General features: G+C 42.8%; 18 protein-coding genes. 6 read left to right on the forward strand and 12 right to left on the reverse strand.

What is annotated here, in order from left to right; all coding sequences use genetic code 11:
* Nucleotides 1-57: 57 nt before the first annotated feature.
* On the reverse strand, nucleotides 58-2,625 hold the full coding sequence (gene glgP, locus M2133_RS07335; protein WP_277465376.1) for an alpha-glucan family phosphorylase: 2,568 nt from the start codon (nucleotides 2,623-2,625) through the stop codon (nucleotides 58-60).
* 120 nt (nucleotides 2,626-2,745) lie between these two features.
* Complete coding sequence (locus M2133_RS07340) at nucleotides 2,746-4,392, reverse strand: glycosyltransferase (protein WP_277465377.1); 1,647 nt, start codon at nucleotides 4,390-4,392, stop codon at nucleotides 2,746-2,748.
* 127 nt (nucleotides 4,393-4,519) lie between these two features.
* Here M2133_RS07340 and M2133_RS07345 point away from each other — a divergent pair, with 127 nt between their 5' ends.
* The 5 genes from M2133_RS07345 (at nucleotide 4,520) to M2133_RS07365 (ending at nucleotide 7,930) form a co-directional block, all read left to right on the forward strand.
* Nucleotides 4,520-4,816 carry a hypothetical protein gene (locus M2133_RS07345; protein WP_277465378.1) on the forward strand — a complete coding sequence of 99 codons (297 nt, stop codon included), beginning with the start codon at nucleotides 4,520-4,522 and terminating at the stop codon, nucleotides 4,814-4,816.
* Nucleotides 4,813-5,364 carry a lysophospholipid acyltransferase family protein gene (locus M2133_RS07350; protein WP_277465379.1) on the forward strand — a complete coding sequence of 184 codons (552 nt, stop codon included), beginning with the start codon at nucleotides 4,813-4,815 and terminating at the stop codon, nucleotides 5,362-5,364. Before M2133_RS07345 ends, M2133_RS07350 begins: the two co-directional genes overlap by 4 nt.
* A gap of 36 nt (nucleotides 5,365-5,400) precedes the next feature.
* Nucleotides 5,401-6,186, forward strand: a complete 786-nt coding sequence (locus tag M2133_RS07355; RefSeq protein ID WP_277465380.1) for an amidohydrolase — start codon at nucleotides 5,401-5,403, stop codon at nucleotides 6,184-6,186.
* 29 nt (nucleotides 6,187-6,215) lie between these two features.
* Nucleotides 6,216-7,469, forward strand: a complete 1,254-nt coding sequence (locus M2133_RS07360; RefSeq protein WP_277465381.1) for an MFS transporter — start codon at nucleotides 6,216-6,218, stop codon at nucleotides 7,467-7,469.
* A gap of 98 nt (nucleotides 7,470-7,567) precedes the next feature.
* The gene (locus M2133_RS07365; protein ID WP_277465382.1) at nucleotides 7,568-7,930 is read left to right on the forward strand and encodes a hypothetical protein; all 363 of its coding nucleotides are present in this window, start codon (nucleotides 7,568-7,570) and stop codon (nucleotides 7,928-7,930) included.
* A gap of 500 nt (nucleotides 7,931-8,430) precedes the next feature.
* Here M2133_RS07365 and M2133_RS07370 read toward each other — a convergent pair whose 3' ends face one another.
* Nucleotides 8,431-9,039 carry a TlpA disulfide reductase family protein gene (locus M2133_RS07370; protein ID WP_277465383.1) on the reverse strand — a complete coding sequence of 203 codons (609 nt, stop codon included), beginning with the start codon at nucleotides 9,037-9,039 and terminating at the stop codon, nucleotides 8,431-8,433.
* 635 nt (nucleotides 9,040-9,674) lie between these two features.
* Between M2133_RS07370 and M2133_RS07375 the strand changes: the two genes are divergently transcribed.
* Complete coding sequence (locus tag M2133_RS07375) at nucleotides 9,675-11,165, forward strand: DUF3843 family protein (RefSeq protein ID WP_277465384.1); 1,491 nt, start codon at nucleotides 9,675-9,677, stop codon at nucleotides 11,163-11,165.
* Between the two features lie 242 nt (nucleotides 11,166-11,407).
* Here the strand turns inward: M2133_RS07375 and M2133_RS07380 are convergent, their stop codons facing one another.
* The 9 genes from M2133_RS07380 to M2133_RS07420 all read right to left on the reverse strand — a co-directional run bounded on the left by M2133_RS07380 (nucleotide 11,408) and on the right by M2133_RS07420 (nucleotide 22,465).
* The gene (locus M2133_RS07380) at nucleotides 11,408-11,827 is read right to left on the reverse strand and encodes a hypothetical protein (RefSeq protein WP_277465385.1); all 420 of its coding nucleotides are present in this window, start codon (nucleotides 11,825-11,827) and stop codon (nucleotides 11,408-11,410) included.
* A gap of 30 nt (nucleotides 11,828-11,857) precedes the next feature.
* On the reverse strand, nucleotides 11,858-14,914 hold the full coding sequence (locus tag M2133_RS07385; protein WP_277465386.1) for a type I restriction endonuclease subunit R: 3,057 nt from the start codon (nucleotides 14,912-14,914) through the stop codon (nucleotides 11,858-11,860).
* On the reverse strand, nucleotides 14,911-15,381 hold the full coding sequence (locus M2133_RS07390) for a type II toxin-antitoxin system death-on-curing family toxin (protein ID WP_277465387.1): 471 nt from the start codon (nucleotides 15,379-15,381) through the stop codon (nucleotides 14,911-14,913). The genes M2133_RS07385 and M2133_RS07390 overlap by 4 nt, the downstream gene beginning before the upstream one ends.
* A 1-nt stretch (nucleotide 15,382) precedes the next feature.
* Entirely contained in the window at nucleotides 15,383-16,402 is a 1,020-nt protein-coding gene (locus M2133_RS07395; RefSeq protein ID WP_277465388.1) for a DNA-binding protein, read from the reverse strand.
* 5 nt (nucleotides 16,403-16,407) lie between these two features.
* Nucleotides 16,408-17,592, reverse strand: coding sequence for a restriction endonuclease subunit S (locus M2133_RS07400; protein ID WP_277465389.1), 1,185 nt, complete (start codon nucleotides 17,590-17,592; stop codon nucleotides 16,408-16,410).
* On the reverse strand, nucleotides 17,589-19,151 hold the full coding sequence (locus tag M2133_RS07405; RefSeq protein ID WP_277465390.1) for a type I restriction-modification system subunit M: 1,563 nt from the start codon (nucleotides 19,149-19,151) through the stop codon (nucleotides 17,589-17,591). Before M2133_RS07405 ends, M2133_RS07400 begins: the two co-directional genes overlap by 4 nt.
* 11 nt (nucleotides 19,152-19,162) lie before the next feature.
* A complete protein-coding gene (locus M2133_RS07410) occupies nucleotides 19,163-20,833 on the reverse strand; it encodes an AAA family ATPase (RefSeq protein ID WP_277465391.1) in 1,671 nt (556 codons plus the stop codon).
* A gap of 2 nt (nucleotides 20,834-20,835) precedes the next feature.
* Complete coding sequence (locus M2133_RS07415) at nucleotides 20,836-21,123, reverse strand: helix-turn-helix transcriptional regulator (RefSeq protein WP_277465392.1); 288 nt, start codon at nucleotides 21,121-21,123, stop codon at nucleotides 20,836-20,838.
* Nucleotides 21,124-21,502: 379 nt separating this feature from the next.
* Nucleotides 21,503-22,465, reverse strand: coding sequence for a DUF5712 family protein (locus M2133_RS07420; protein WP_277465393.1), 963 nt, complete (start codon nucleotides 22,463-22,465; stop codon nucleotides 21,503-21,505).
* Nucleotide 22,466: the final 1 nt, after the last annotated feature.

Raw genomic sequence — 22,466 nt, forward strand, 5'->3', positions numbered from 1 at the left:
TCATCCCTTCCTTATCTCTTATAATTAATAATTAACCATTAATAATTAATCATTCGATCAGATCCACCGTACATAAGCAAAGTCCATGCGGTGTGGCAGGTCTTTGTTTTCCGGATAGACGCGGAAGCCTAAGCGTACGTGGCCGGCGGTGTCCGGGGTGATCTTGCTTTCGAAATACAAGCGCGCTCCTTCTTCTTTCACCAATTTGAACGGATGCATATTGATCATCTCTTCGGCATGGGTTTCCGGGTTCTCGCGGATGACGAGCATCTCTACGCCCAGCATGCCTTTCAAGTCGTGGCGGTTGATCACTACCTTGGTGATGTATTCTTCGCCGACCACCGGACCTTGCGCGGTGAATATATCCGGGGTGCTGGTGAACGATTCCACTTCGAAGCTGTCCCAATGCTCGGCCACTTCCTCTTTCCAGGCGGCAATCTCTTTGGCTTTCTGGTAGTTCTTGTCTTTCAACAGGGCCGAACGGGTAGCTAATTTATTGTAGAAGCGGGAGATATAATCATCCAACATACGTTTCATCGTGTAGTCGGGAGCGATCTGGGCAATGGAGTTGCGGATATACTGGATCCATCGGGGCGAGTATCCCTCTTCGTTCTTTTCGAAGAATGTCGGGATGATCTCGTCTTCGAGGATATGATAAATCGTAGCGGCATCCAGTTGATCCTGGTATTGCTGGTTCTCGTAGGTCCGTTTGTCGGTCAGTGCCCAGCCGGCGCCTTCTTTATATCCTTCGTACCACCATCCGTCGAGCACGGAGAAGTTCAGTACACCGTTCATCTCTGCTTTTTCGCCCGAGGTGCCCGAAGCTTCCAATGGACGGGTCGGTGTGTTCAACCATACGTCGACACCGGCGATCAAGCGACGCGCCAGACGCATATCGTAGTTCTCGAGGAAGATAATCTTACCCAGGAACTCCGGACGGCGGGAGATCTCCACGATATGTTTGATCAGTCCCTGTCCGCCACCGTCTGCCGGGTGCGCTTTCCCGGTAAAGATAAACTGTACGGGGTATTTTTCGTTGTTGACAATCTTAGCCAAACGATCCAGGTCGGTAAACAACAGGTGCGCCCGTTTGTAGGTGGCGAAGCGGCGACCGAAGCCGATCAACAAAGCGTTCGTATTGATTTTCTCCAGGATAGAGACTACCTTCGAGGGATCGCCCTGGCTCTTCAGCCAGTTGCCGCGGTATTGTTCGCGGATATATTGGATCAGTTTGCGTTTCAATGTCTTGCGCAATCCCCAGATCTCCGGATCGGAAATCTTATAGATCGCTTCCCAAAGGGATTTGTTCGACTGGTCGGAGAAGAGCTCTTTCGGGAATTTCTCCGCATAGAATTGTTTCATCTCCGTTGCTGCCCAGGTCGGCATGTGTACGCCGTTGGTCACCCAGCTCACATGCAGCTCGTCGGGGAAGTAACCTTTCCAAACGGGGGCAAACATCTTCTGCGATACCTTGCCGTGCAACCAGCTTACGCCATTGGCTTCCTGGCAGGTGTTCAAGGCAAAGACACTCATGGAGAACTTCTCGTTCGAGCCGGGATTTTCGCGTCCCATATCGATAAAGTCCTGCCAGCTGATACCCAGTTTGCCGGGGAACTCGCCCATATATTTACCGAACAGGCTTTCGTCGAAGTAGTCGTGTCCGGCCGGAACCGGCGTATGCACGGTATAGAGTCCGGAGGCCCGTACGACTTCCAGTGCCTGATTGAAGTTCAGTCCGTCGTTCTGGATGTAGTCCACCAGGCGTTGCGCGTTCAACAGTGCCGCGTGTCCTTCGTTACAGTGGTACACCTGTTTCTTGATACCCAATTTGTTGAGCATCATCACCCCACCGATCCCCAGGAGGTATTCCTGTTTCATACGGTTTTCCCAGTCGCCGCCATAGAGTTGGTGCGTGATCGAACGGTCCCATTCGCTGTTCTGCGGGATGTCGGTATCCATCAGGTAAAGAGGCACACGCCCAACATCGCATCGCCAGACATGGGCGAATACTGTGCGGCCGGGGAAGGGTACTTCAACGACGAAAGGTTCGCCGTCGGAAGTATTGACCTGTGTCAATGGCAGGCTGTTGAAGTCCTGCGCCTCGTAGTTGGCAATCTGCTGTCCGTCCATGGCCAGCGATTGGGTGAAGTAGCCGTAGCGATAAAGGAAGCCGACAGCTGTCAAGTCGATATTGCTGTCGCTGGCTTCTTTCAGGTAGTCGCCCGCCAGTACACCTAAGCCACCGGAATAGATCTTCAACACATTGGTCAATCCGTACTCCATGCTGAAGTAAGCGACCGACGGTTTGGTCTGATCCGGTTTCTGATTGATGTATGCTTTGAAATCCGCATAGACGCGGTTCATCTCCGACATGAATGCTTTGTCGGCAATTATTTCTTCGATCCTGTTATAGGTCAATTGTTGCAGTAGGAGGACAGGGTTTCCTTCAGTTGATTTCCAAAGGTCTTCATCTATTCTTCCGAATAGCTTGGCGCCTTCGTGATTCCATACCCACCAGAGGTTGTGAGCCATCTCGAATAGCGGGTTCAACTGTTTCGGTAATTTCGCATGTGAATAAACTTCTTTCCAGATAGGGCTATTCGCACTGTTTGCCTTAATTTTCATTACTTATGAGATTATAAATAGTTTCTAAATCAAATTCTTGGTCTTGTTTATCTCTTTTGGGGAAAAACAGGACAAATATAGTGTTATCTTGCCAATTAAGAGTTGGCGGGGAGCACTTTCTTATTGTTTATCTCCGCAAGCGATTGCGAACGCCTGTTGGTAGTAAGCAATAAATTCACGCCACTCGGCTTTTCCGGCCAGGGCTTGACATTCTTGACGGATAGCATTGATCTCTTTTTTATTCTTATTCGTCAGGGTGAGGATATGGTTGCTGATCGCATCGGCCACATCAAAGTAGTTGAAGTCGGTGCGTTCGACAACGGCTACACCGTCTTCGATCCGCTCTCCCGACAGGTGTTCGAGCGCCCACATGCCGAAGCCGGCGAGGTTGGTCGTGATCGTCGGAATGCCGAAAGCAATACTTTCCAGCGGTGTATATCCCCAAGGTTCGTAGTATGAAGGGTAGACCGTAGCGTCCATCCCGATCAGGATGTCGTAGTAGGTCTTGTTGAAGATGCCGTCTTTCCCGTCCAGGTAGCAGGGAACGAAGATAATCTTCAGCTTCTCACTCGCCGCATTGGTAAATCCGGCATGCAAGAGGTAGTTGATCACCTTGTCTTCTTCCATCTGATGGAGCCAGTGGGTAGAGAAAGGCATCTGCATGGGGGCCGTTATTTTGATATCCTTCTCGAGCGCTTCCTGCAGGTCGGCGCGGGCGGCACGTGTCCAGGCGGGTACGGTGATGAAAGCCACCACTTCTTTTTGCAGGCGGCCTGAAGTGCGTACCCGGTTCATCGCTTCGATAAAGACATCGATGCCTTTGTTCCGGTATTCATAGCGTCCGCTGGTGGATACCAACAGGGCCTCCGGATCGATCGGGCAGCCGAGTAGTTTCTCTGCTACGCGGATCAGGGTCTGGCGCGCCTCTTTCCGCTTCGCCGTATAGGCATTGCCGGAGGGCACGAAGTTGCGTTCGAAACCATTCGGGGTAACGATATCCGGTGTTTTGTCCAATAGGCGGGTACATTCGCGGGCGGTGATCTCACTGACCGTCGTGAAGCAGTCGGCATAGTGCGCCGCTTGTTTCTCCAATGAGTGCTTGGCTTCCATATTCAGTTCGCGCGCCATCTGATCTCCGTTGTAATTGTCGAGATAAGCATAGAGCGCTTTGTTGTTGCCGGCAATAGAGCGGCCGATGGAAGTGGCATGTGTCGTGAAGATTGTCGCGATTGCCGGGATCCGGTTCTTAATGTATAAGGAGCCCATGCCCAGCATCCATTCGTTGAACAGGGCCACGACTTTCTTGTCGTCGAGCTTATAAAAGCCATAGAAACTTTCGATCACTTTGCCTACGGCATAAGCGAAGATGCACGACTCGTCGTAATCGCCATAGGCATGCATGGAGTCGACCTGGTAGTTTTGCCAGATATGGAAGAAGAGGCTGTCGCGATCAACCGTAAGCGGTTTGAAGTCGACCAGTACGACCGGTGGTTTGCCCGGCACGTCCCAGCGTCCCACCTTTAGTCGCAGGTGGTTCTCTTCGTCAGCGTGTTGCTGCCATTCGGCAAACAAGGATTTGTCTTCGATAAAATCGGCGATGGGTGCGTCGCCCCATACGTCCGGTCCGATAAAGATGACTTTATCGTTGAATAGTTTCTGTAATGTTTGTGCTTTTGTTGATAGAACTGTGTAAATTCCTCCCACTTTGTTACAGACTTCCCAGCTACTTTCGAACAGATAGTCGGGTGTCATTATCTTTTTACTCATATTGATCTTAATTCGTCTCTGACGGTTTCAGTGCACAAAGATAAGCTATTTTTATGTTTTTCCCCTGATAAACACGTGGATTAATGACTTTGTTTTTATCTTTGTCGATATTAAAAATACGAAAAAGATGGCTAAAAGAAGAAACTTAAAGAGAGATATCGGTTATGTAGCCGGCGAATTGTTTACGGAAGTATTGGTGGCAAAGATGCTGGTTCCGGGAATCGATCAGGATCAGAGCGATGAACTATTGGCACGGATCCTGGAGATGCAGGATCAGTTTGTGCAGCGTGCGGCCAAACCCGATGCGAAGGAGAACAAAAAGTTAGTTAAACAATATTATAAAAAGCTGGAAGAAGATCTGCAAAAAGAAATTCAAGCGATTGTTGGCGGCATTGAAACGCTGAGCAAAGGGAAAGAAGTATGAGAAAAGCCTTAAGTAAAGCCATCCTGAACGTGATGGGATGGAAACTGGGGCCGTTGGAAGGGGTGGAACTCCCCAAATGTGTGATTTGCGTTGCTCCGCATACCAGCAACTGGGACTTCCCGTTGGGTAAAATCGTGTATACGGCCATTGGCTGTACGGCCAGCTTTCTGATCAAGAAGGAATGGTTTTTCTTTCCATTCAATTTGATCTTCAACGCGCTGGGTGGAATTCCTATTGACCGCAGCAAACGCACGTCGGTCACCGAGCAGATGGTTGAACAGTTTAATAATCGTCAGGTCTTCCAATTGGCGATCACGCCGGAAGCAACCCGCAAACGGGCGGAGGAATGGAAGAAAGGATTTTATTACATTGCCCTGGCTGCCAACGTACCGATCCTGATGGCCTATTTCGATTACGGAAAGAAAGAAGTCGGCATCAAAGGTGTCTTTCACCCTACGGGCGACGCGGATGCCGATATCCGGCAGATCCGATCGTACTACAAAGGGGTGAAAGGAAAGAAACCGGATAACTTTGTCGATATCGAGTAAACTCCGGGAAACAAAAAACTTAAATCAATTCAAACCATGGAACACAACTTACGTATCAGCATGATACAATCCCATATCATTTGGGAAGACCGAGACGAGAACCTGGGATACTACGGCGAACTGCTTCGCCGGGTGAGTGGGAAAACCGATATCGCCGTCTTGCCGGAGGCTTTTTCGACCGGCTTTTCCATGAATGTGGAGAAGCTGGCCGATACGATGGATGGCGTTACCGTGTCTACCATCAAAGGCTGGGCGAAGAAATACAAACTGGCGGTGGTCGGTAGCTTTATCGTGAAAGAAAGCGGGAAGTATTTCAACCGGGCTTTCTTTATCACGCCCGAGGGGCAGGCTTCTTATTATGATAAACGGCATCTCTTCCGTATGGCGGAGGAAGATCAACACTTCACGGCCGGCAGCGAGCGCACGATCGTCGCGTATAAAGGTTGGAACATCTGCCTGCAGGTGTGCTACGACCTGCGTTTCCCCGTCTGGAGCCGCAATGTAGACAAAGAATACGATCTGTTGATCTATGTGGCTAACTGGCCGGAAGCCCGTAAGCGGGTATGGAAAACCTTGCTTCAGGCACGCGCGATGGAGAATATGGCTTTTGTCTGTGGCGTGAACCGGGTAGGTATCGACGGCAAAGGCTTTGTTTATCGGGGCGACTCGATGGTCTTTAGTCCCAAAGGAAAGAAACTGGCCGATGCCGGCAAACGGGAAGAGATCACCCGCACCTGCACGTTGGAAAAGAAAGAACTAAGCAAACTGCGTGAGAAATTCCCGGCTTGGCAGGATGCGGATCGCTTCTCAATAAATCTATAAAGTAGTTAGTACCAACTACTTTTCAAAACATGAAAAAGCATTCCCCCTGGTCTTGGGTTCCCTCCCTCTATTTCGCCGAAGGTCTGCCTTATGTGGTGGTCATGACCCTGGCGGTGGTGATGTATAAAAAGTTGGAAGTCTCGAATGCCGAGATCGCTTTATATACCAGTTGGCTTTATTTCCCCTGGGTGATCAAGCCGCTGTGGAGTCCTTTCGTGGACCTGATCCGTACCAAGCGCTGGTGGATCTGGGCGATGCAACTCCTGATCGGAGGAGGCATGGCGGGAGTCGCTTTTATGATCCCGATGGACTTCTATCTGCAGGCGACACTGGCGTTCTTCTGGCTGATGGCGTTTAGCTCGGCTACCCATGATATCGCTGCCGATGGTTTTTATATGCTGGGACTCGACGAAGAGAAGCAGGCCTTCTTTATCGGGATCCGCAATACCTGTTACCGTATTGCTATGCTGACGGGGCAGGGCTTGTTGGTGATGATCGCCGGTACGTTGGAAGAGCTGACCGGCCGGATTCCTTTTGCCTGGAGCATTACCTTCTTTATCCTTGCCGGATTGATGATCGCCCTCTCACTCTGGCACCGGTTTATCCTGCCGTATCCGAAGACCGACGCGGCGCGCCTCAACCTCTCGGCCGCCCATATCCTTAAGGAATTTGGCAATACCTTCGCTTCATTCTTTCGCAAAAAGGGCATAGGCTTCGCGCTTCTGTTTATGCTGACCTACCGCTTGGGTGAATCGCAACTATTGAAGCTCGCTTCCCCGTTCCTGCTCGATAAAGCGGAAGCCGGAGGGCTTGGACTTTCAACGACGGAGGTGGGCATGGCATACGGTATCGTTGGCGTGATCTGCCTGTTGTTGGGTGGTATTCTCGGTGGAATCACCCTTTCCCGCTACGGCTTGAAAAGATGTATCTGGCCGATGGCGCTCGCTATCTCCCTGCCCAATCTGGTTTATCTGTATATGGCGTATGCCTTGCCCGAGAGCTTTGTGACCGTGAACATCTGCGTCGGCATCGAACAGTTCGGCTACGGCTTTGGCTTTACGGCCTACACCATGTATCTCATGCTCTTCGCCGAGGGCGAATACAAAACCTCCCATTACGCGCTCAGCACCGGCTTTATGGCATTGGGCATGATGCTGCCCGGCATGGTCTCGGGCTGGATCCAGGAACAAATCGGCTACCAGCACTTCTTCATCTGGGTCATGATCTGCTGCATTCCCGCCTACCTGGTCATTCCGTTCCTCAAGCTGAACGACCGACGATAAAAAAAAGAAGTGTTTAAACCAAATGACTTTCATGCGGTCTAAAGCATTGGTTGTGGGGAGCATTTTTTGATTGTTTCATTCAATAAATTCAATAAGTTATGAAAAAAGTGATTTTCATTTGTGCGTTAATGGTGTTAGGTACGGTCTGTATGTCCGCTCAAGGTCGCGGTGATATGCAGCAGATGATGAAAGAGCGTGTGGAAAACTATGTGAAAGAGTTGAAACTCGAGGGTGAGAAAGCGACAAAGTTCCGCGAAGTACAAAATGCTTCGATGGAAAAGATGCGAAAAGAGATGGAAAGCATGCGCGACTCCGGCACGATGGATCGCGATGCCATGCGTGAAAAGATGCAGAAATTCAACGAAGAACGTGATGCTGAAGTCAAGAAAATCCTTTCCGCCGACGAATTCAAGAAATACCAGGACATCCTGAGTAAAGAACCGCGCGGCCCACGAAACTAAATCTAAAGCCCTTTTTAGATTGAAAAGGCCCACTTCGCCGGGTTTTGAGAAATCAAATTCATCCTTCAGTGGGCTTTAACCTCTTGTATTCTAATATGTATGGCTGTGGATAAATGCCTTCAGCCATATTTTCATTCGTATAATAGAGAAAAGGCTGCCGGCGATTACCAAAAGGCCGGCAGCCTTTTCTGAAGAGCTGCCGGCCTTTTGGAAAACCCCGCCGGCCTTTTTAGGGAAGGCGGCGGCTTGGTCGTTAAATGGCGGATGTTAACAAATGCAAAACGGCAAACAGGGATAAACCTATCATTCCGCACATAGTTTTTCATTTTTTTACTTACATCATACAGCCGAGACAGGCAACAATGTTAAACCTATCACTCCGTACCCATTCGGTCTCCTCTGACTCCTGCATAAGGCGTAGTAGTACGCCGATGTAGCGGCAAAAGAAAATCCTGTATGATGCAAGTAAAAAAACGAAAAACTCTGTTCGAAGCTATTTTTTAGAAATTGTTGTCCATGTAATTATCAATAAACTTCACCATCTCATTGAATTCTTCCATCTCGAACAAACGGGTGAGCATAACGATCTTTCCGTCTTTATCAATGATAATATTGCGGGTCACGCCGGCCTTCGGAGCGGTAAATAATGAAAATTTATCCCCATCCAAGTCCAATGTGATTGGATAAGTCACTTTCATATCTTCGGCAAACTTGGCAGTCGTCATTTTATCCTCTTTCAAATCAATCCCGATCAGTGCAAAGTTCGGATTGTTTTTGTGTTTCAACCAGATATCCTTTTCAATATACGGCATCTCTTTACGACAAACCCCGCACCAACTGGCCGTAAACTGCAGCATCACCAGCTTCCCCTTCAATTCGGATAATTTGACCGACGTACCATCCACATATTCAATCCTAAAGTCCGGCGCTTGTTCCCCCACGCTGACGATATACCCGCGCTCATCCGCAGCATTCGCCTCTGAGGTAGTCTCCGTCGTCGCTACCTGGGTAGTTGTCTCGGCAGCCTCCGTGTTTTTCTCTGTCTTTTTGCAAGCCACCACACACAAGCTCGCTGCAATAACAAATAATAAAATCTTTAATCCTTTCATTGACCATTTAAGTTTTTAAGTAAATAATAACCCAACCTCCCTGCTGCCCAAAGCAAACAGGCCAGCAAGATAGAAAGAAAATACGATATCAAGAGCTTTTTCTGGTAGAAATTAAAAGTGCAACCTTTACGTGTGACATCGTACTCCTCTGACTTTTTTAAATTGTTTCTTAAATCAATTGTTTCTTGTTGAATGTATTCGGTTAGAAAAGGTAATTATCAAAAAAAGGCGAGTTTCCCCGCCTTAAAGCTGTCTGTAATATGTCAAAGATACGATTTTGAAAGCTACTCACAACATAAGGTGATAATAAGAATTGGAACGAATAACTGTCTTTAATAAGCAAAGATAGTTTGGAGATCCGATTTGACATTCTGTTACCCTATAGGTAGTATTTCGTCGTACTACCTATAGTATGGCGCCGTACTATATATAGTATGCGCTCGTACTATATATAGGAACACTTTTTAACATATCATAGTGTCATTGAATGGCATTTTCACAAGAATCCGGGGTGGTATTAAAATGAGTTGTCTGCAATATATCAAAGCGTTTTTTATGTGTGAAGGAGGAGTTTTGTCTTTTGCATTTGGTTAATGGGATGATTTGATAGATATTTGTTGTAAAAATAATCTGAGATGAAGCAAAAGAAGATTTTTCCGGCAGACTGGTTGAAGTATCACCCTTATAATCGGGTGAATGAGACCGATCTTTATTATATCAAGGTTGCGAATGAGGTGTTGAATCTGTTGGATACATGCCCTATCCCGGAGGCTTTTCCTTCTTTTGAAACGAAAAAGGAGGTGGCTTGTTGTGTCACAGCTTGGTTTGAAGATATGGTCTCTGAACTTGGGATCTGGAACGCTTTCACGAAAGAATGCCGGAAGTTATATGGCCGTCCTTTGCCGTTTATTGAAATAAATGAAGAGGAGTATCTGGATGAGGCAATCAATCCGGAGGATGTGAATTTCCTTTTATGGCATCTGTTTCAACGGTTAAGTCCGCATGTTTTGATCAATCCGGAGAATCCGGGCATCCATGCGGTGGCATGGGGACTGTATGAATTGTTGGATGCGCATTGTGAAGATGCGCCTTGTAATATGCGATTGCTGGATTATGTCGATTTTGAGCGAGAAGAATTAACCGATTTTATCGAGTATAGGAAACTTATCGAGTGGCTTCATTTTGATTGTTATATAAATTATGGTAATAGTGAAAGCTATCAAGAAAAAGTGCTTCAACAGATTGCGAAGTATGACTTTAGTAAAGATTATGCAGATAAAGTCGCGTATGATCAGAAAATATATGACTTGTTTAATCATCGCAATCATTTGTTGGCATTGACTACTCCGGAATGGTACGCTAAGATTGCAGCTTTTTATAGGTTTGATGAGAATAAATCAATCTTTGAGGATGTCGAATTTAGACCTCAGCGGAAATATTATTTGGAGAAGGAGGATGAAACATATTATTATTTGATCGATATTCTGACACACGAAGAGTTCCCTGTATTTAAAAAATCGACAGGACATGTGCCGAACGCTAAGCCTGGGAGTACACTTTTTAATTGTGCCCTTGTACGCTTTGGAGGTGAATGGTGGCAAAACGGCATAATGATCGGTTATGATAGAAAAGACTTGTCTCAGAAGGATTTGGAAGATACCGAAGAAAGAGAAAAGAAGAATAAAAGAGCTGCTTATGATGATTTTATAAGGGCCTCAAAGGGTGAGCCTTTAATGTATTTCTCTTCGGATAAGGAATTAGATACATTTCTGACGAAATCGATGAAATATAACTATGCGGATGGATTAGAAGAATTTAAAGTAGGTGGCGGGTTGATTTTAACCGCTACACCGAAAGATGGACTTATCATTCAAAAGAGTGGGTTGGAATCAATCAAAGATCCGCGTAATCCTTTTTATGATCCGCATGTCGCCAAGCGGGAGGCCATTTCTTTTTATGCTGTATCTGGTTTTTGCCCGATCGAGATTGTGCAATACCTGACCCATAAAAATTACCTGCCGGATGCAGCTTTGAATAGTATCAAAGGCGAAGAACGAGGCAAGCAGCTTGTCCGCGAAAACTGGGACTTCCTGATTCGCTATTATCAAAGGAGAATCCCGAAATAATCTTTTCGAACGTGTATAGTAAATAAAAGAACAGCCATCAGAAAACTCTGATGGCTGTCGTTTGTATTACGGATTGGTGTAATTACTTCACTTCTTCGAAAGAAATGATATATGAATATCAGTCGGTTATGTTTTTATGGTACAAATACGATACTGATATTGGGTGTGCAAAACATCGGTTATATTGTCGTTTGTGATCCATTTTAGGGAGTTTGTTCGTCTTCTGACCACCTCCATTTTGATTATCGACCTGCTTCAATAGTTGCATCAGGATATTCACGACAATCACGCAACACCGATTTACAGAAATCTACAAAGATATCATAATCTCCCCAACCATTGGGAGGATTGAATGTTTTATATTTATCCGGATTAGCCACCAGTTCCTCAAGTCCTTCCTCAAGTGGTACAATCATCTGGAAAGCTGTAGTAATCCCAATCTCTTCAGGTCTCCATAAAACTTCATACAACCCGACCGCTTTAGCCATATTATTGAGATTATGGGTCACATTAAGATTGGACAGCGTTGCCTCCTTATAATCACCTTCGAGTTGCTCCAGTTCTTCCTTTATAGCTTGCAACTTTGTGTAAGTGGCATCTATATCAGCTCTGCTTTTCTGAATATCAAAGCCGTTTTTGAAAAGATATATGTCTAAGCTCATAGTGTTTTCTTTTTTGTTCTGTAATAATACCTAATCCTCAAACTTACCGCCTGAAATATCCCAAAACTTATTGAAGAATGCTTTCAGTTTCTCAATGACAGTCTCTCTCTTCTTTGTACGGTCTCCTGTTGGGCTAAATCTTGAAACAGGTGGTAACACTTTCGTAAGGGCTGTACCCGTTGCTTGAATATAGCCATCGCGAAAAGCGTTGTTTACATATTTATATGTTTCGTCTTTATCAAGATTCTCTTCAGCAATAATCACGTTTAATTCTTCAAGTTTCTTAGCATCGACAAACGAATGCCAATCGTCATCTATATTGGAAGACGGATTGAGTGAATCGATAAAACGTTCAATAAGGTCTTTCTTGTTACGAAGCTCAACGCTTGAATCAATTGCTTTATTGATACTTACCACAATTTCTTTATCTTGTAAATGCCCTTCGTGGTACTTCTTGATCAGAGTTAAAATATAGTCGATATTGATTTCAACTTGTTTTATCAACTCCATCTCAAAGACAATATCATCATTCACATTTTCGCTATCTCCCTTATTTTTCCCTCTGAATTCATTGTACAGATTGATATACATACTATGATAGTCTTGTACATCTCTTTCCGATATAATATCATTTCCTGCAAATTCATCGAAAGTAGAAAGTATATTTTTCACTTTCAAGATAGTACTATATAGCTTGATAAATTCTTTTTGGTTTTCTTCGCCGACAATTTGTTCTCCTACTGGATATTTATCTAACAACTCATTCACCAAATCAGCATAACCCGGAACATCTTTATCGCCCTTTTGGTAACCGTTGTAGTACTCGGAATAGGTTTTCAGCAATACAACACCTCCGGCTTCTTTGTCTCCAAATAAGGCTATACTTTCATTAGTCGCTTTCTCTAAATTGCGAAAGCATACAATGTTTCCAAAGGTTTTAACTGCATTGAGAATGCGGTTTGTGCGAGAATATGCTTGTAGCAATCCATGCAAACGCAGATTCTTATCCACCCAAAGAGTGTTGAGTGTTGTCGCATCAAAACCGGTAAGGAACATATTGACGACTATTAGCAAATCTATTTCGCGGTCTTTTACCTTCTGCGATACATCCTTATAATAGTTCTGAAACTTATCGCTTGACGTATCGAAGTTGGTTTTGAACATCCTATTATAGTCCTGAATGGCGGATTCCAGAAAATCTCTTGAACTCTGATCCAATCGGCTTGTGTCGTCCAAATTTTCATCTTCGATAATACCATTATCCTCATCGTCAGGCTCATTAACTCCAAAACTATATATAGTGGCAATTTTTAGTTGCTTATCGCTTGGTAAACCTGTTAATTGTTTCTGAAACTCAGTATAGTATTTTTTTGCCACATCAATAGAGGCTACCGCAAATATGGAGTTGAATCCAGCCAAGCGACGATCTTTTAATTGGTAGTAGCTATTCCGTTTCGTCTTTTGGTCGAAGTGCTCTCGTATGTATTGAACGATATTGCTGATTCTCTCGGGAGAAGCTAATGCCTTTTCGCGGTCAATATCCCAAACTTTCGCGTCTGCAATATCTTCCTGCTCCTTCATTGTGCGGATATAGTCAATACGGAAGGGAAGCACATTCTTATCGGTAATAGCATCGACAATAGTATATGTATGGAGCTTTGCTCCAAATGCTTGCTCGGTAGTACGCAAATGAGGCTTGCCGCTACTACTTGAATTTTTAGAAAAAATTGGAGTTCCGGTAAAGCCGAAAAGGTGATATTTCTTAAATGCGCCGGTTATGGCTGTGTGCATATCGCCAAACTGCGAGCGGTGGCATTCATCGAAAATGATTACAACATGCTTATTGTACGACGCATGCTTTTTATGCTTCGCAATAAGTATAGATAGTTTCTGAATGGTAGTTATGATAATTCGAGCTTCCGGCTTTTCCAGTTGTTCTTTTAATTTAGACGTATTGGTATTGCTATTGGCTGCCCCTTTCTCAAATTTATCATATTCCTTCATCGTTTGGTAGTCGAGGTCTTTTCTATCCACCACAAACAACACCTTATCTATAAAAGGCAACTTACTTACCAACTGTGCGGTCTTAAATGAAGTAAGCGTTTTTCCACTACCTGTCGTATGCCAGATATACCCTCCACCCTCTATTGTGCCATACGATTTATAATTGTTTGAAGAGTTGATTTTTCCAAGTATGCGCTCGGTGGCGACAATCTGATACGGTCGCATAACCAACAAAAGCTTGTCGGACGTAAACACACAATACTTTGTAAGGATATTCAGTAAGGCGTGTTTCGCAAAGAATGTACGGCAGAAATCCATCAAATCCGTTATTGGTCGATTGTTGGCATCTGCCCACCATGAGGTAAACTCAAAGCTATTACTGGTGCGTTTCCCTTTTTTCACCGAGCCATCACCCAATTCTTTTATATGGGCAAAACGGGTGGTATTGCTGTAATATTTTGTATAAGTACCATTTGAAATAACAAAAAGCTGCACATACTCAAACAATCCGCAGCCCGCCCAAAAAGACTCCCGATTGTAGCGATTGATCTGATTAAACGCTTCTTTAATATCCACCCCTCGTCTTTTCAGTTCAACATGTACCAAGGGCAAACCGTTTACCAAAATGGTTACATCATAGCGATTGGAACGCTGTCCATTGTCGACTGTGTATTGGTTAATAACCTGCAATCGGTTATTGTGAATATCTTTTTTATCAAGCAGATAGATATTTTTAGTTGTGCCATCATCTTTATCCAAAAGCTGAATATGATCTTCCTGAATAATGCTTGTCTTCTCCTCAATACCGTTGTTCTGATTGGCAATTTTGCTCTTGAAAAACTGTTTCCACTCTTTGTCCGAGAACTGGTAATCGTTCAGCAATTCCAACTGCTTTCGCAAATTGACAATCAACTCCTCTTCAGAAGTGATAGGCAGATACTCGTAAGCTTGCGTTTGAAGTTGTTCTACAAATGCCTTTTCCAGTTCGGCTTCCGACTGGTAATGCTGCTCTCGTTTATAATCCGATTGATATTCGGAAACAACGGTGCTTTCGGGATTTTCGGCAACTAAAGAATATGTCATACTAATTCATCATTTTCGTTAAACCCAATTTCTTGATTGTCAATAGCAAGTAATAGTTTCAATTTTAGTTCTTCGCAAAAATCCTCTTCATTTTCTAAAAACGAATGAATGATTTCAGCCAGTAGTTCTTTCTCTATACGTCCGGCGGCTAAGTGATAGCTGATATTTTCCATCTCGCGCAAAAACCGTTCTATACAATATAAATAACCATTCAACGACAAGAACTGAACACCTAAGGTTATTGACAACCGTTTATTCCCATCCGAAAAAGCGTGATTCCGATTAATAGACCACACTAAATGAATGAGCTTATCTTCGAACGTCGGATAATAATCATCATTTTGTATTAGCTCCAAGGCACTATACAGATAACCGATATTTATAGCTTCGTAACTACCTCCACCACTGAGATCAACCGTCTTTTTGTGGATATGTTCAGCTTGCTCCTGTGTTATATAGAGAATCATATTAATCGCGTTCTTTTAAGCGTTTCAAAGCTTCTTTGTATTCTTCAAGACGTTCGTCAAGTTCCATGCTTTTTTCTCCTAAAAAGCGTTCGAAATCAGCTTGCGGAACAGAACTAATATATTCTTCCAAATTCTTATGCAACGCATCTCTGAAACACAAATCCCGACTTGCCATTTTATTTCTTGCCTTTTCTCGCAATGGTTCCCAAAGTCTCTGCTTCTCAAATTCTGAAAATAACTTATCTGTTTCAAAAGAAGTTAGTTTGCGATCTAATCGTTGAGATTCTCCCTTTAGTAGTTCAGCAAATCCTGTTTCGTAACTGGAGATAATATCCAAGACTTCACTATACATTGTTTGTCGAACGTTTTCTTTTTCTTCTAATTTTAATACGCGCCGATATTCAGCAGCATTTTCCTTAAAAATGCTATTGTATATTTTGTCAGTATAAACCATGTACTTAAAGTTACCCATATCGACAAAATCACGGAGGGCATCGGTAAATTCTTTGCGATAATCTTCTCCACGCAACAAATTTCCTATAAAATCCTCATCACGTTGATTTATATATTTTGTACTTCCTCCTGTACGTTTATTTATGGTATCTATAACAATATCCAAAATAACGCTCCTTAATTCACGAGCTTTTTCGCTATCTGTTAGCAACATAGCTATATTAAGGAATGCTCTAAAATTAAAGACTCCGAGGCGGACTGTTTTGATCACGAAATCGTTTTCGTTATCAAATTCTTTAGAAAACACTAACTTAAAGTCTATCAGACGTTTACCGTTCAAAACCTCGTAGCCGTTTTTAGATAACTCTTTTTCGTATTTTTCAAGATAGTTATCTATAGTACGCTCTGTAACCTCAAAGAAATCTGCAATCTGCCGTTTGAGGAACTTATATTCGCTCTCAAATAAGATTCCTTTTACTCCAACTGCCTTTTGTATTTCGTTTACGGCAAGCGAGTTATTAAGTATGTTCTGCCTTGAGACAGAAGAATTTGTCAGTTTATTTGGCATAATAGTCAATTATTTACATTATTAAAAGTCAGCAGTTTCTCGCGATAATATTCGTACTGCTTTCTTCTTGCTTTGATTTCTGCAGGGAGACCTTGAGAAATATCGTTGACTAAGTGATCGAATTTATCTAATATGGCAACAATGCGTTCTTGTTCGGCAAGAGGGGGTATGGGGATTTTATATTTTTTCACCTTGCTGTTAGATATTGCAGGATATCCTGCTCCTTCTTGATTATTTTCCACATAATTGTAAAAATCGCTTGTTGTTAATGCGAAAAACAAATACTGTGGCATAATAATATTTTTATTGGCTCGTAACACGCAAAATCCGGTACTACATATTTGTCCATCATATTCGGACTTTATAAAACAATATCGCCTTAAAGTGGGTCTTGTTGTTCCAAAAATTACATCTTCATTTTGCACAATTTGTTGGGCTCTGCTCGGTGCATTATCAGCACGAATTGTCTGTGTTTCTAATATTGTATTGGTTTCTCTATCAACAGAAGATAAATCTATATATTCATATTCAACACTTACACTATCTTTCCATTTAACATTTTCAGTCTTTTGACAAACCTCCCCTAATGTTTTCCAATCCACGTTATCTTTGTCAAACGATAGCAGTTGATTTCTATAGAAATCATATTGGCGCGTACGCGCCTCCAGCTCCGCCTCCAGCTCCGCCTCCAGCTCCGCCTCCAGCGAAGTGAATTTGTCGAGAATCGTTACGATTTCTTGCTGAATGGCGAGAGGGGGTATGGGTATAAGGATTTTTTCAACGACATTGCTCATCAATTTAGGGTTTCCCATCCCAGTGCTCACATAGTTCTTCATTATTATGCTCAAGATATAATATGCAAATTTAGGTATAATTCGCTCATCCTTAGCTTTTAGTAAACCGCATACATTTGTTATACTAAATCTGCCATTTCTATAGAAAATAGTGCCAGCATTAGCTCCATCCGTAGTCCAAGTTAAATATTCTCCATCAAAATCATAACTTCCAATTTTCCCTATTTCTCCATTATTAGCCGTTTGGGAAGAATAGACGGGATAGATTCCTAAATTATCTCTCAAATACTCTTTAGACATAACTCTACCACGAGTTATACTAAATATATCTTTCAACTTTTGATATTTCACCCCATCAGGGCAAAGCTCCTCAATCAGCTTCTCTACTTTATTCATCGCTTACCTCCTTCTAAGTCTGCGACTATTGCATCAATCGCTTTGCGCAATTCGCTTTGGCGAGCTACAATGGTTTCTATTTCGGCATTTAGTTTGGTAATATCTATTTCTTCTCGGGTATCTTCCTGCTCCACATAACTGCTTACGGCGATATTGTAGTCGTTTTCGGCAATCTCGCTATTGGGAACCAGGCAGGTAAAATGCGCCTCATCGTTACGCTCAATAAAAGCATTGAGTATTCGCTTGCGGTTATCTTCGCTTAGTTTATTCTTATTGCCGCCACGCACAAACTCAGCAGAAGCATCAATAAACAGCGTAGCATTGTCTTTTTTGCTTTTCTTCAATACAATCACACAGGTGGCAATCGTTGTGCCGAAAAACAAATCAGGCGGAAGCTGAATCACGGTGTCAATATAATTATTGTCGATCAGGTATTTGCGAATCTTTTGCTCGGCGCCACCACGATACAATATGCCCGGAAACTCAACAATCGCTGCCGTGCCTGAAGTGGCAAGCCAAGAAAGCATGTGCATGGTAAATGCCAAATCGGCTTTACTCTTGGGTGCAAGCACTCCGGCAGGTGAAAAACGAGAGTCGTTAATCAGAAGCGGATTGGCATCGCCTTCCCACTTAATAGAGTAGGGAGGATTAGAGACAATACAATCAAACGGTTCATCGTCCCAGTGCTTCGGTTCAGTTAGCGTATCTCCGTGAGCAATATCAAACTTCTCGTAATTAATATCGTGCAAAAACATGTTGATACGACAAAGGTTGTAGGTAGTGATATTTACTTCCTGACCAAAGAAGCCTTGTCGCACGTTTTCTTTTCCTAATACTTTAGCGAACTTCAACAACAAAGAACCCGAACCGCAAGCAGGGTCATACACTTTATTCACCTGCTTCTTTCCTACAACAGTTATTTCGGCAAGCAACTCGGAAACCTCCTGCGGTGTGAAAAACTCACCTCCTGATTTTCCGGCATTGCTGGCGTACATAGTCATCAGAAACTCATAGGCATCGCCAAACATATCGTTTGTATTGTCCTGATAATCGCCAAGACTCAAGCCACCGATAGCATCTAATATCTTTTGCAGTTTCTCATTTCGTTTCTGAACGGTAGCTCCCAGCTTGTTGCTGTTTACATCAATATCGTCAAACAGACCTTTGAGGTCGTCTTCGCTGTCAGTTCCCTTTGCCGAGTTCTCAATATTCTTAAACACACGACTTAGCGTTTCGTTCAGGTCTTCATCCGCCTTGGCATTCTTACAGACATTGACGAACAGTTCAGAAGGCAAGATAAAGAAGCCTTTTTCTTTTACTGTGTCAGCCCTGCCAAATTCAGCATCTTTATCGGATATTTTGGAATAATCAAAGTTGGCATTACCGGTTCGTTGCTCTTCTTTGTTAATAAAGGAAGTCAAATTCTCGGAGATAAACCGATAAAATAGCATTCCCAATACATATGACTTAAAATCCCAGCCATCTACGCTGCCTCTTAAATCGTTAGCAATCTGCCATATTGCGCGGTGAAGTTCATCACGTTCTTGTTCTCTTGTCATGATATGTTATTTTAATTTCCTGTGATATAATCCATATTGTGCAAAATTTCTTGTTTGCCTACAATGTCATCTAACCATTTTAAACAATCAGGAACTTCCTTTTCTCTATCAATGCTCTTTACAAACTGGAATGCTTTTAACGGCTTATCTTTTCCTCCAGATAAAGAAATATTATGTGCTGTCTCAAAATTAGTAGTATGTACATAGCGTCTTGCAAGATTCGGTTTTACACTATTGGCTTCTTCTATTTTCGTCCAAATAGTTTGATTTAGAGTCCATGCAGGGTTATTGTTGCCATTAGAGGATTTCTCTGTGTCTGTATCGTGAATGACAAAATGATTAATTTGGAATCGAGTAAGTATCTCTTGGAAGAAAGGGATATTGTTTTTTGATCCTGTGTTCAATACAAAGATTTCTTCGTTTGGGTAATATCTATTAAGGATATCTCGATAAACAATTGTTTCTGTATCTCCTTCTACAAGAAGAACTTTATCTGCATAAAACGCTTCGCAAATATGCGGATTAAATCGGTTTATCATCTGCACTCGCTCTTTTTGTTCATCATCTCGACCGAAAACATCCTCACCTATTTGAAAAGTCGTAGTTGTTTCGTCCATATTCTTTACAACCCTTATCAATGAAGAGTGTGGCTTAGAAATATCTATCATTAATGGAGAATGAGTGGCACAAATGATTTGATATGGGCTATTTTGTGCTAACTCATATAAGCTTTCGCGCAATTTAAACGCAATTTTGGGGTGCAGAAAGACTTCCGGCTCTTCAAACAATATCAAATACTGCTTTCTGCTCGTTTCAGAATCTCTTTTCAGGAAAGTCAGAAAATTAAACAATGCCTGCCTAATTACACCATGTCCATTTTGCAAGAAGGTTTCTTTCCGTGAACTTTCTTTTCGCTCTACAATTACAGAGTGGTTTTTTTTGAAGGCATCTTCAATTTTAATATTCTCATCTTTTGTGGCTTGAATTTTCAATGTCAGATCAGCAAACACCTTTTGAAAGTGTTTGTTTAAATCTGCATTCAAACTTTCAACTGACTCCGAGCCGGTTATCAAAGACTGTAGTTCTTTTACGCCAGTTATTAGTGCTTCATATTTTTCAGGATATGTCTCTTTAATTTTTTTTACAAATTCCTTTTCGAGCAAATCATTCACTTTTTTTTCAAGGGAGTTTTGATCTTCCATCGCACTGATAACGATTGGTGTAGGCGAATACTTTGCAAACAACGTATCCATACCTCCAAAACCATTCTGCACCCATTTGTTTTCAGACGGAGAATATGTAAATTTCTCAAAGCTACTCCCGACAGTCTTCCATTCTTTTCTAATTTTCACGAAGCCATCTTCTCCAACCCATTTGCTAATCCACTCTGCATCTTTTTCTTTTCCTTTGCCTTGCAATTCAGTGTCATCTTCATCAGCATCTTCTTTTATAAACCACCCTTCAATGGTAATTGTGTTATTTTCAGTAGTATGATTATGAAAATCCTCTTTCTCTGCTGCTTGTTTGGCATTTGTAAAGAATTCGTACGCACGCAAATAAGTAGATTTTCCAACATTATTTTGCCCCAAAAGAAAAATTATATCTGAATTGGAGAAATCTATTTCATTTGGTTCTCCTTTCAATCCTCTAAAGTTTTGTACTATCAGTTTCGACAATTTCATGATTACTCTCTATTTATATTATCCTTAGCAATATTCAAGACTTTCTCAGCAATACTTTTTTCGTCAGCTACAATTGCTGAAACTTGGTCTGCAAGCCATAGGCTTAGAAGTTCCTTCTCCTCTATATTAAGCACCTGTGCAATAACTACAACCTGTTCTTTTTTTACCTTCCGTTCTCCTTTCTCAATTTTGCAATAGGTTGCTGTATCAATATCCAAAGCCTCAGCCAATTTCCGTTGCGGTAATTGCAGCTGCTCTCTTGATTGTCTTATGAATTCTGTAAACAACATGATTTTATTATTTTGTCTTGACACTATTTGGCAAATATAGTAAATGTTCAATAAACAGCAGGCGTATGTGGTAAAAAAGTTATCAACATCACATATATACATAAGTATTCTTCTTGTTTTTACGGGCAAAAACAGGAATTGTTCAAAAGGACATCGCCCACCCCAACCTGTCTCTCATACACACCCCTTCATATTTTTCCCCTTTTACATTTTGCAAACACCTCTTCTATGGAAAGAATAAATAAGGCAACACTTTTGCGGGAAATACTACCCGAAGCATAGCGGAGGTGTGGAGATTTCGCGTAAAACCGCTTGCGGCTTGGTGTTGACGTTTTATTCTTGGAATATATCTTTGTTTACCAAATGAGAAAGGAGTTCATTAACCTATCCTTCTGCCTTTCTTCTTTTTCTTGACTTTTTTAAGTGGCTGTTCTTCTTCCGGATTAGGATTGCTAACATCCGCAGCGGTGGGGAGTATGGAGAATAAGGAAGATAGAGCGTTTAGCTCGATATTTCTACAACTATTCGACTGTCCGGCTGGCTGGTCGTTTGACTGGCCAAACGTTTGTCTGCTTGGCTGTATGCCCGCACCAACGCTGGTACGCTCTTGCTTTTTATTATTCTCTATTTCAGACACTAATGGCTTTTGAGGCTGCTTCAATTCTTGCTCCTGCATCTGCAATTTGTCTTTAAGACTGCCATTTTTCATTGTATTACAGTACACAAACGTTTCTTGTAAATCTCGTTGATAGTCGAATAGCTTATCAAAACCTACCTCCGCTTGTTGAAACAAGTTCGTTCTTTCGAAACCGCCTTTGATTGCTCCCTTCTTGGTGTTCTTATGGTTGGTTAATGGCGACAACTTCTTTTTGTTCGATTGGTCTTTCCGACTGACAATTAAATGGCAGTGCATATTTAGTTCGTTATCTGATCTGTCGCGGTCAAAATGAATCTTTCCGTAGAACTTTATATCTTCTGCGGATAACCCTTTATTGAAGTTCTTGGCATATTCGGGAATAAAGACCTCTCGAATGTATCGCTTCATGGCTTCGGCTTGTTCCTGCTCGCTGTTGCCCATCGTTTTCAGTTCCTTCTCCGACGGACTGACATGTATTACATAAAATTTGGCATCCGTTTTCAAGAGCTGCCCGATATTGGTATCAATATCCTCAATAACATCGGCTTTGTACAGATTTTCTTCTGTCAGATTGAAGAAACCTTCGGTGTAAATGCCTTTCTCCATACGTTCCAAATCCTCATGTTCAAGGTAATTTGCCAACTGTCGGCAACCTCCGGCATTGTTGTATGTTCCTTTGGAGGGTGGTGGGAAGTCGATATTCATA

Origin of the sequence: Parabacteroides sp. PF5-6, from assembly GCF_029504695.1 — a bacterium.
GTDB lineage: Bacteria > Bacteroidota > Bacteroidia > Bacteroidales > Tannerellaceae > QVMG01.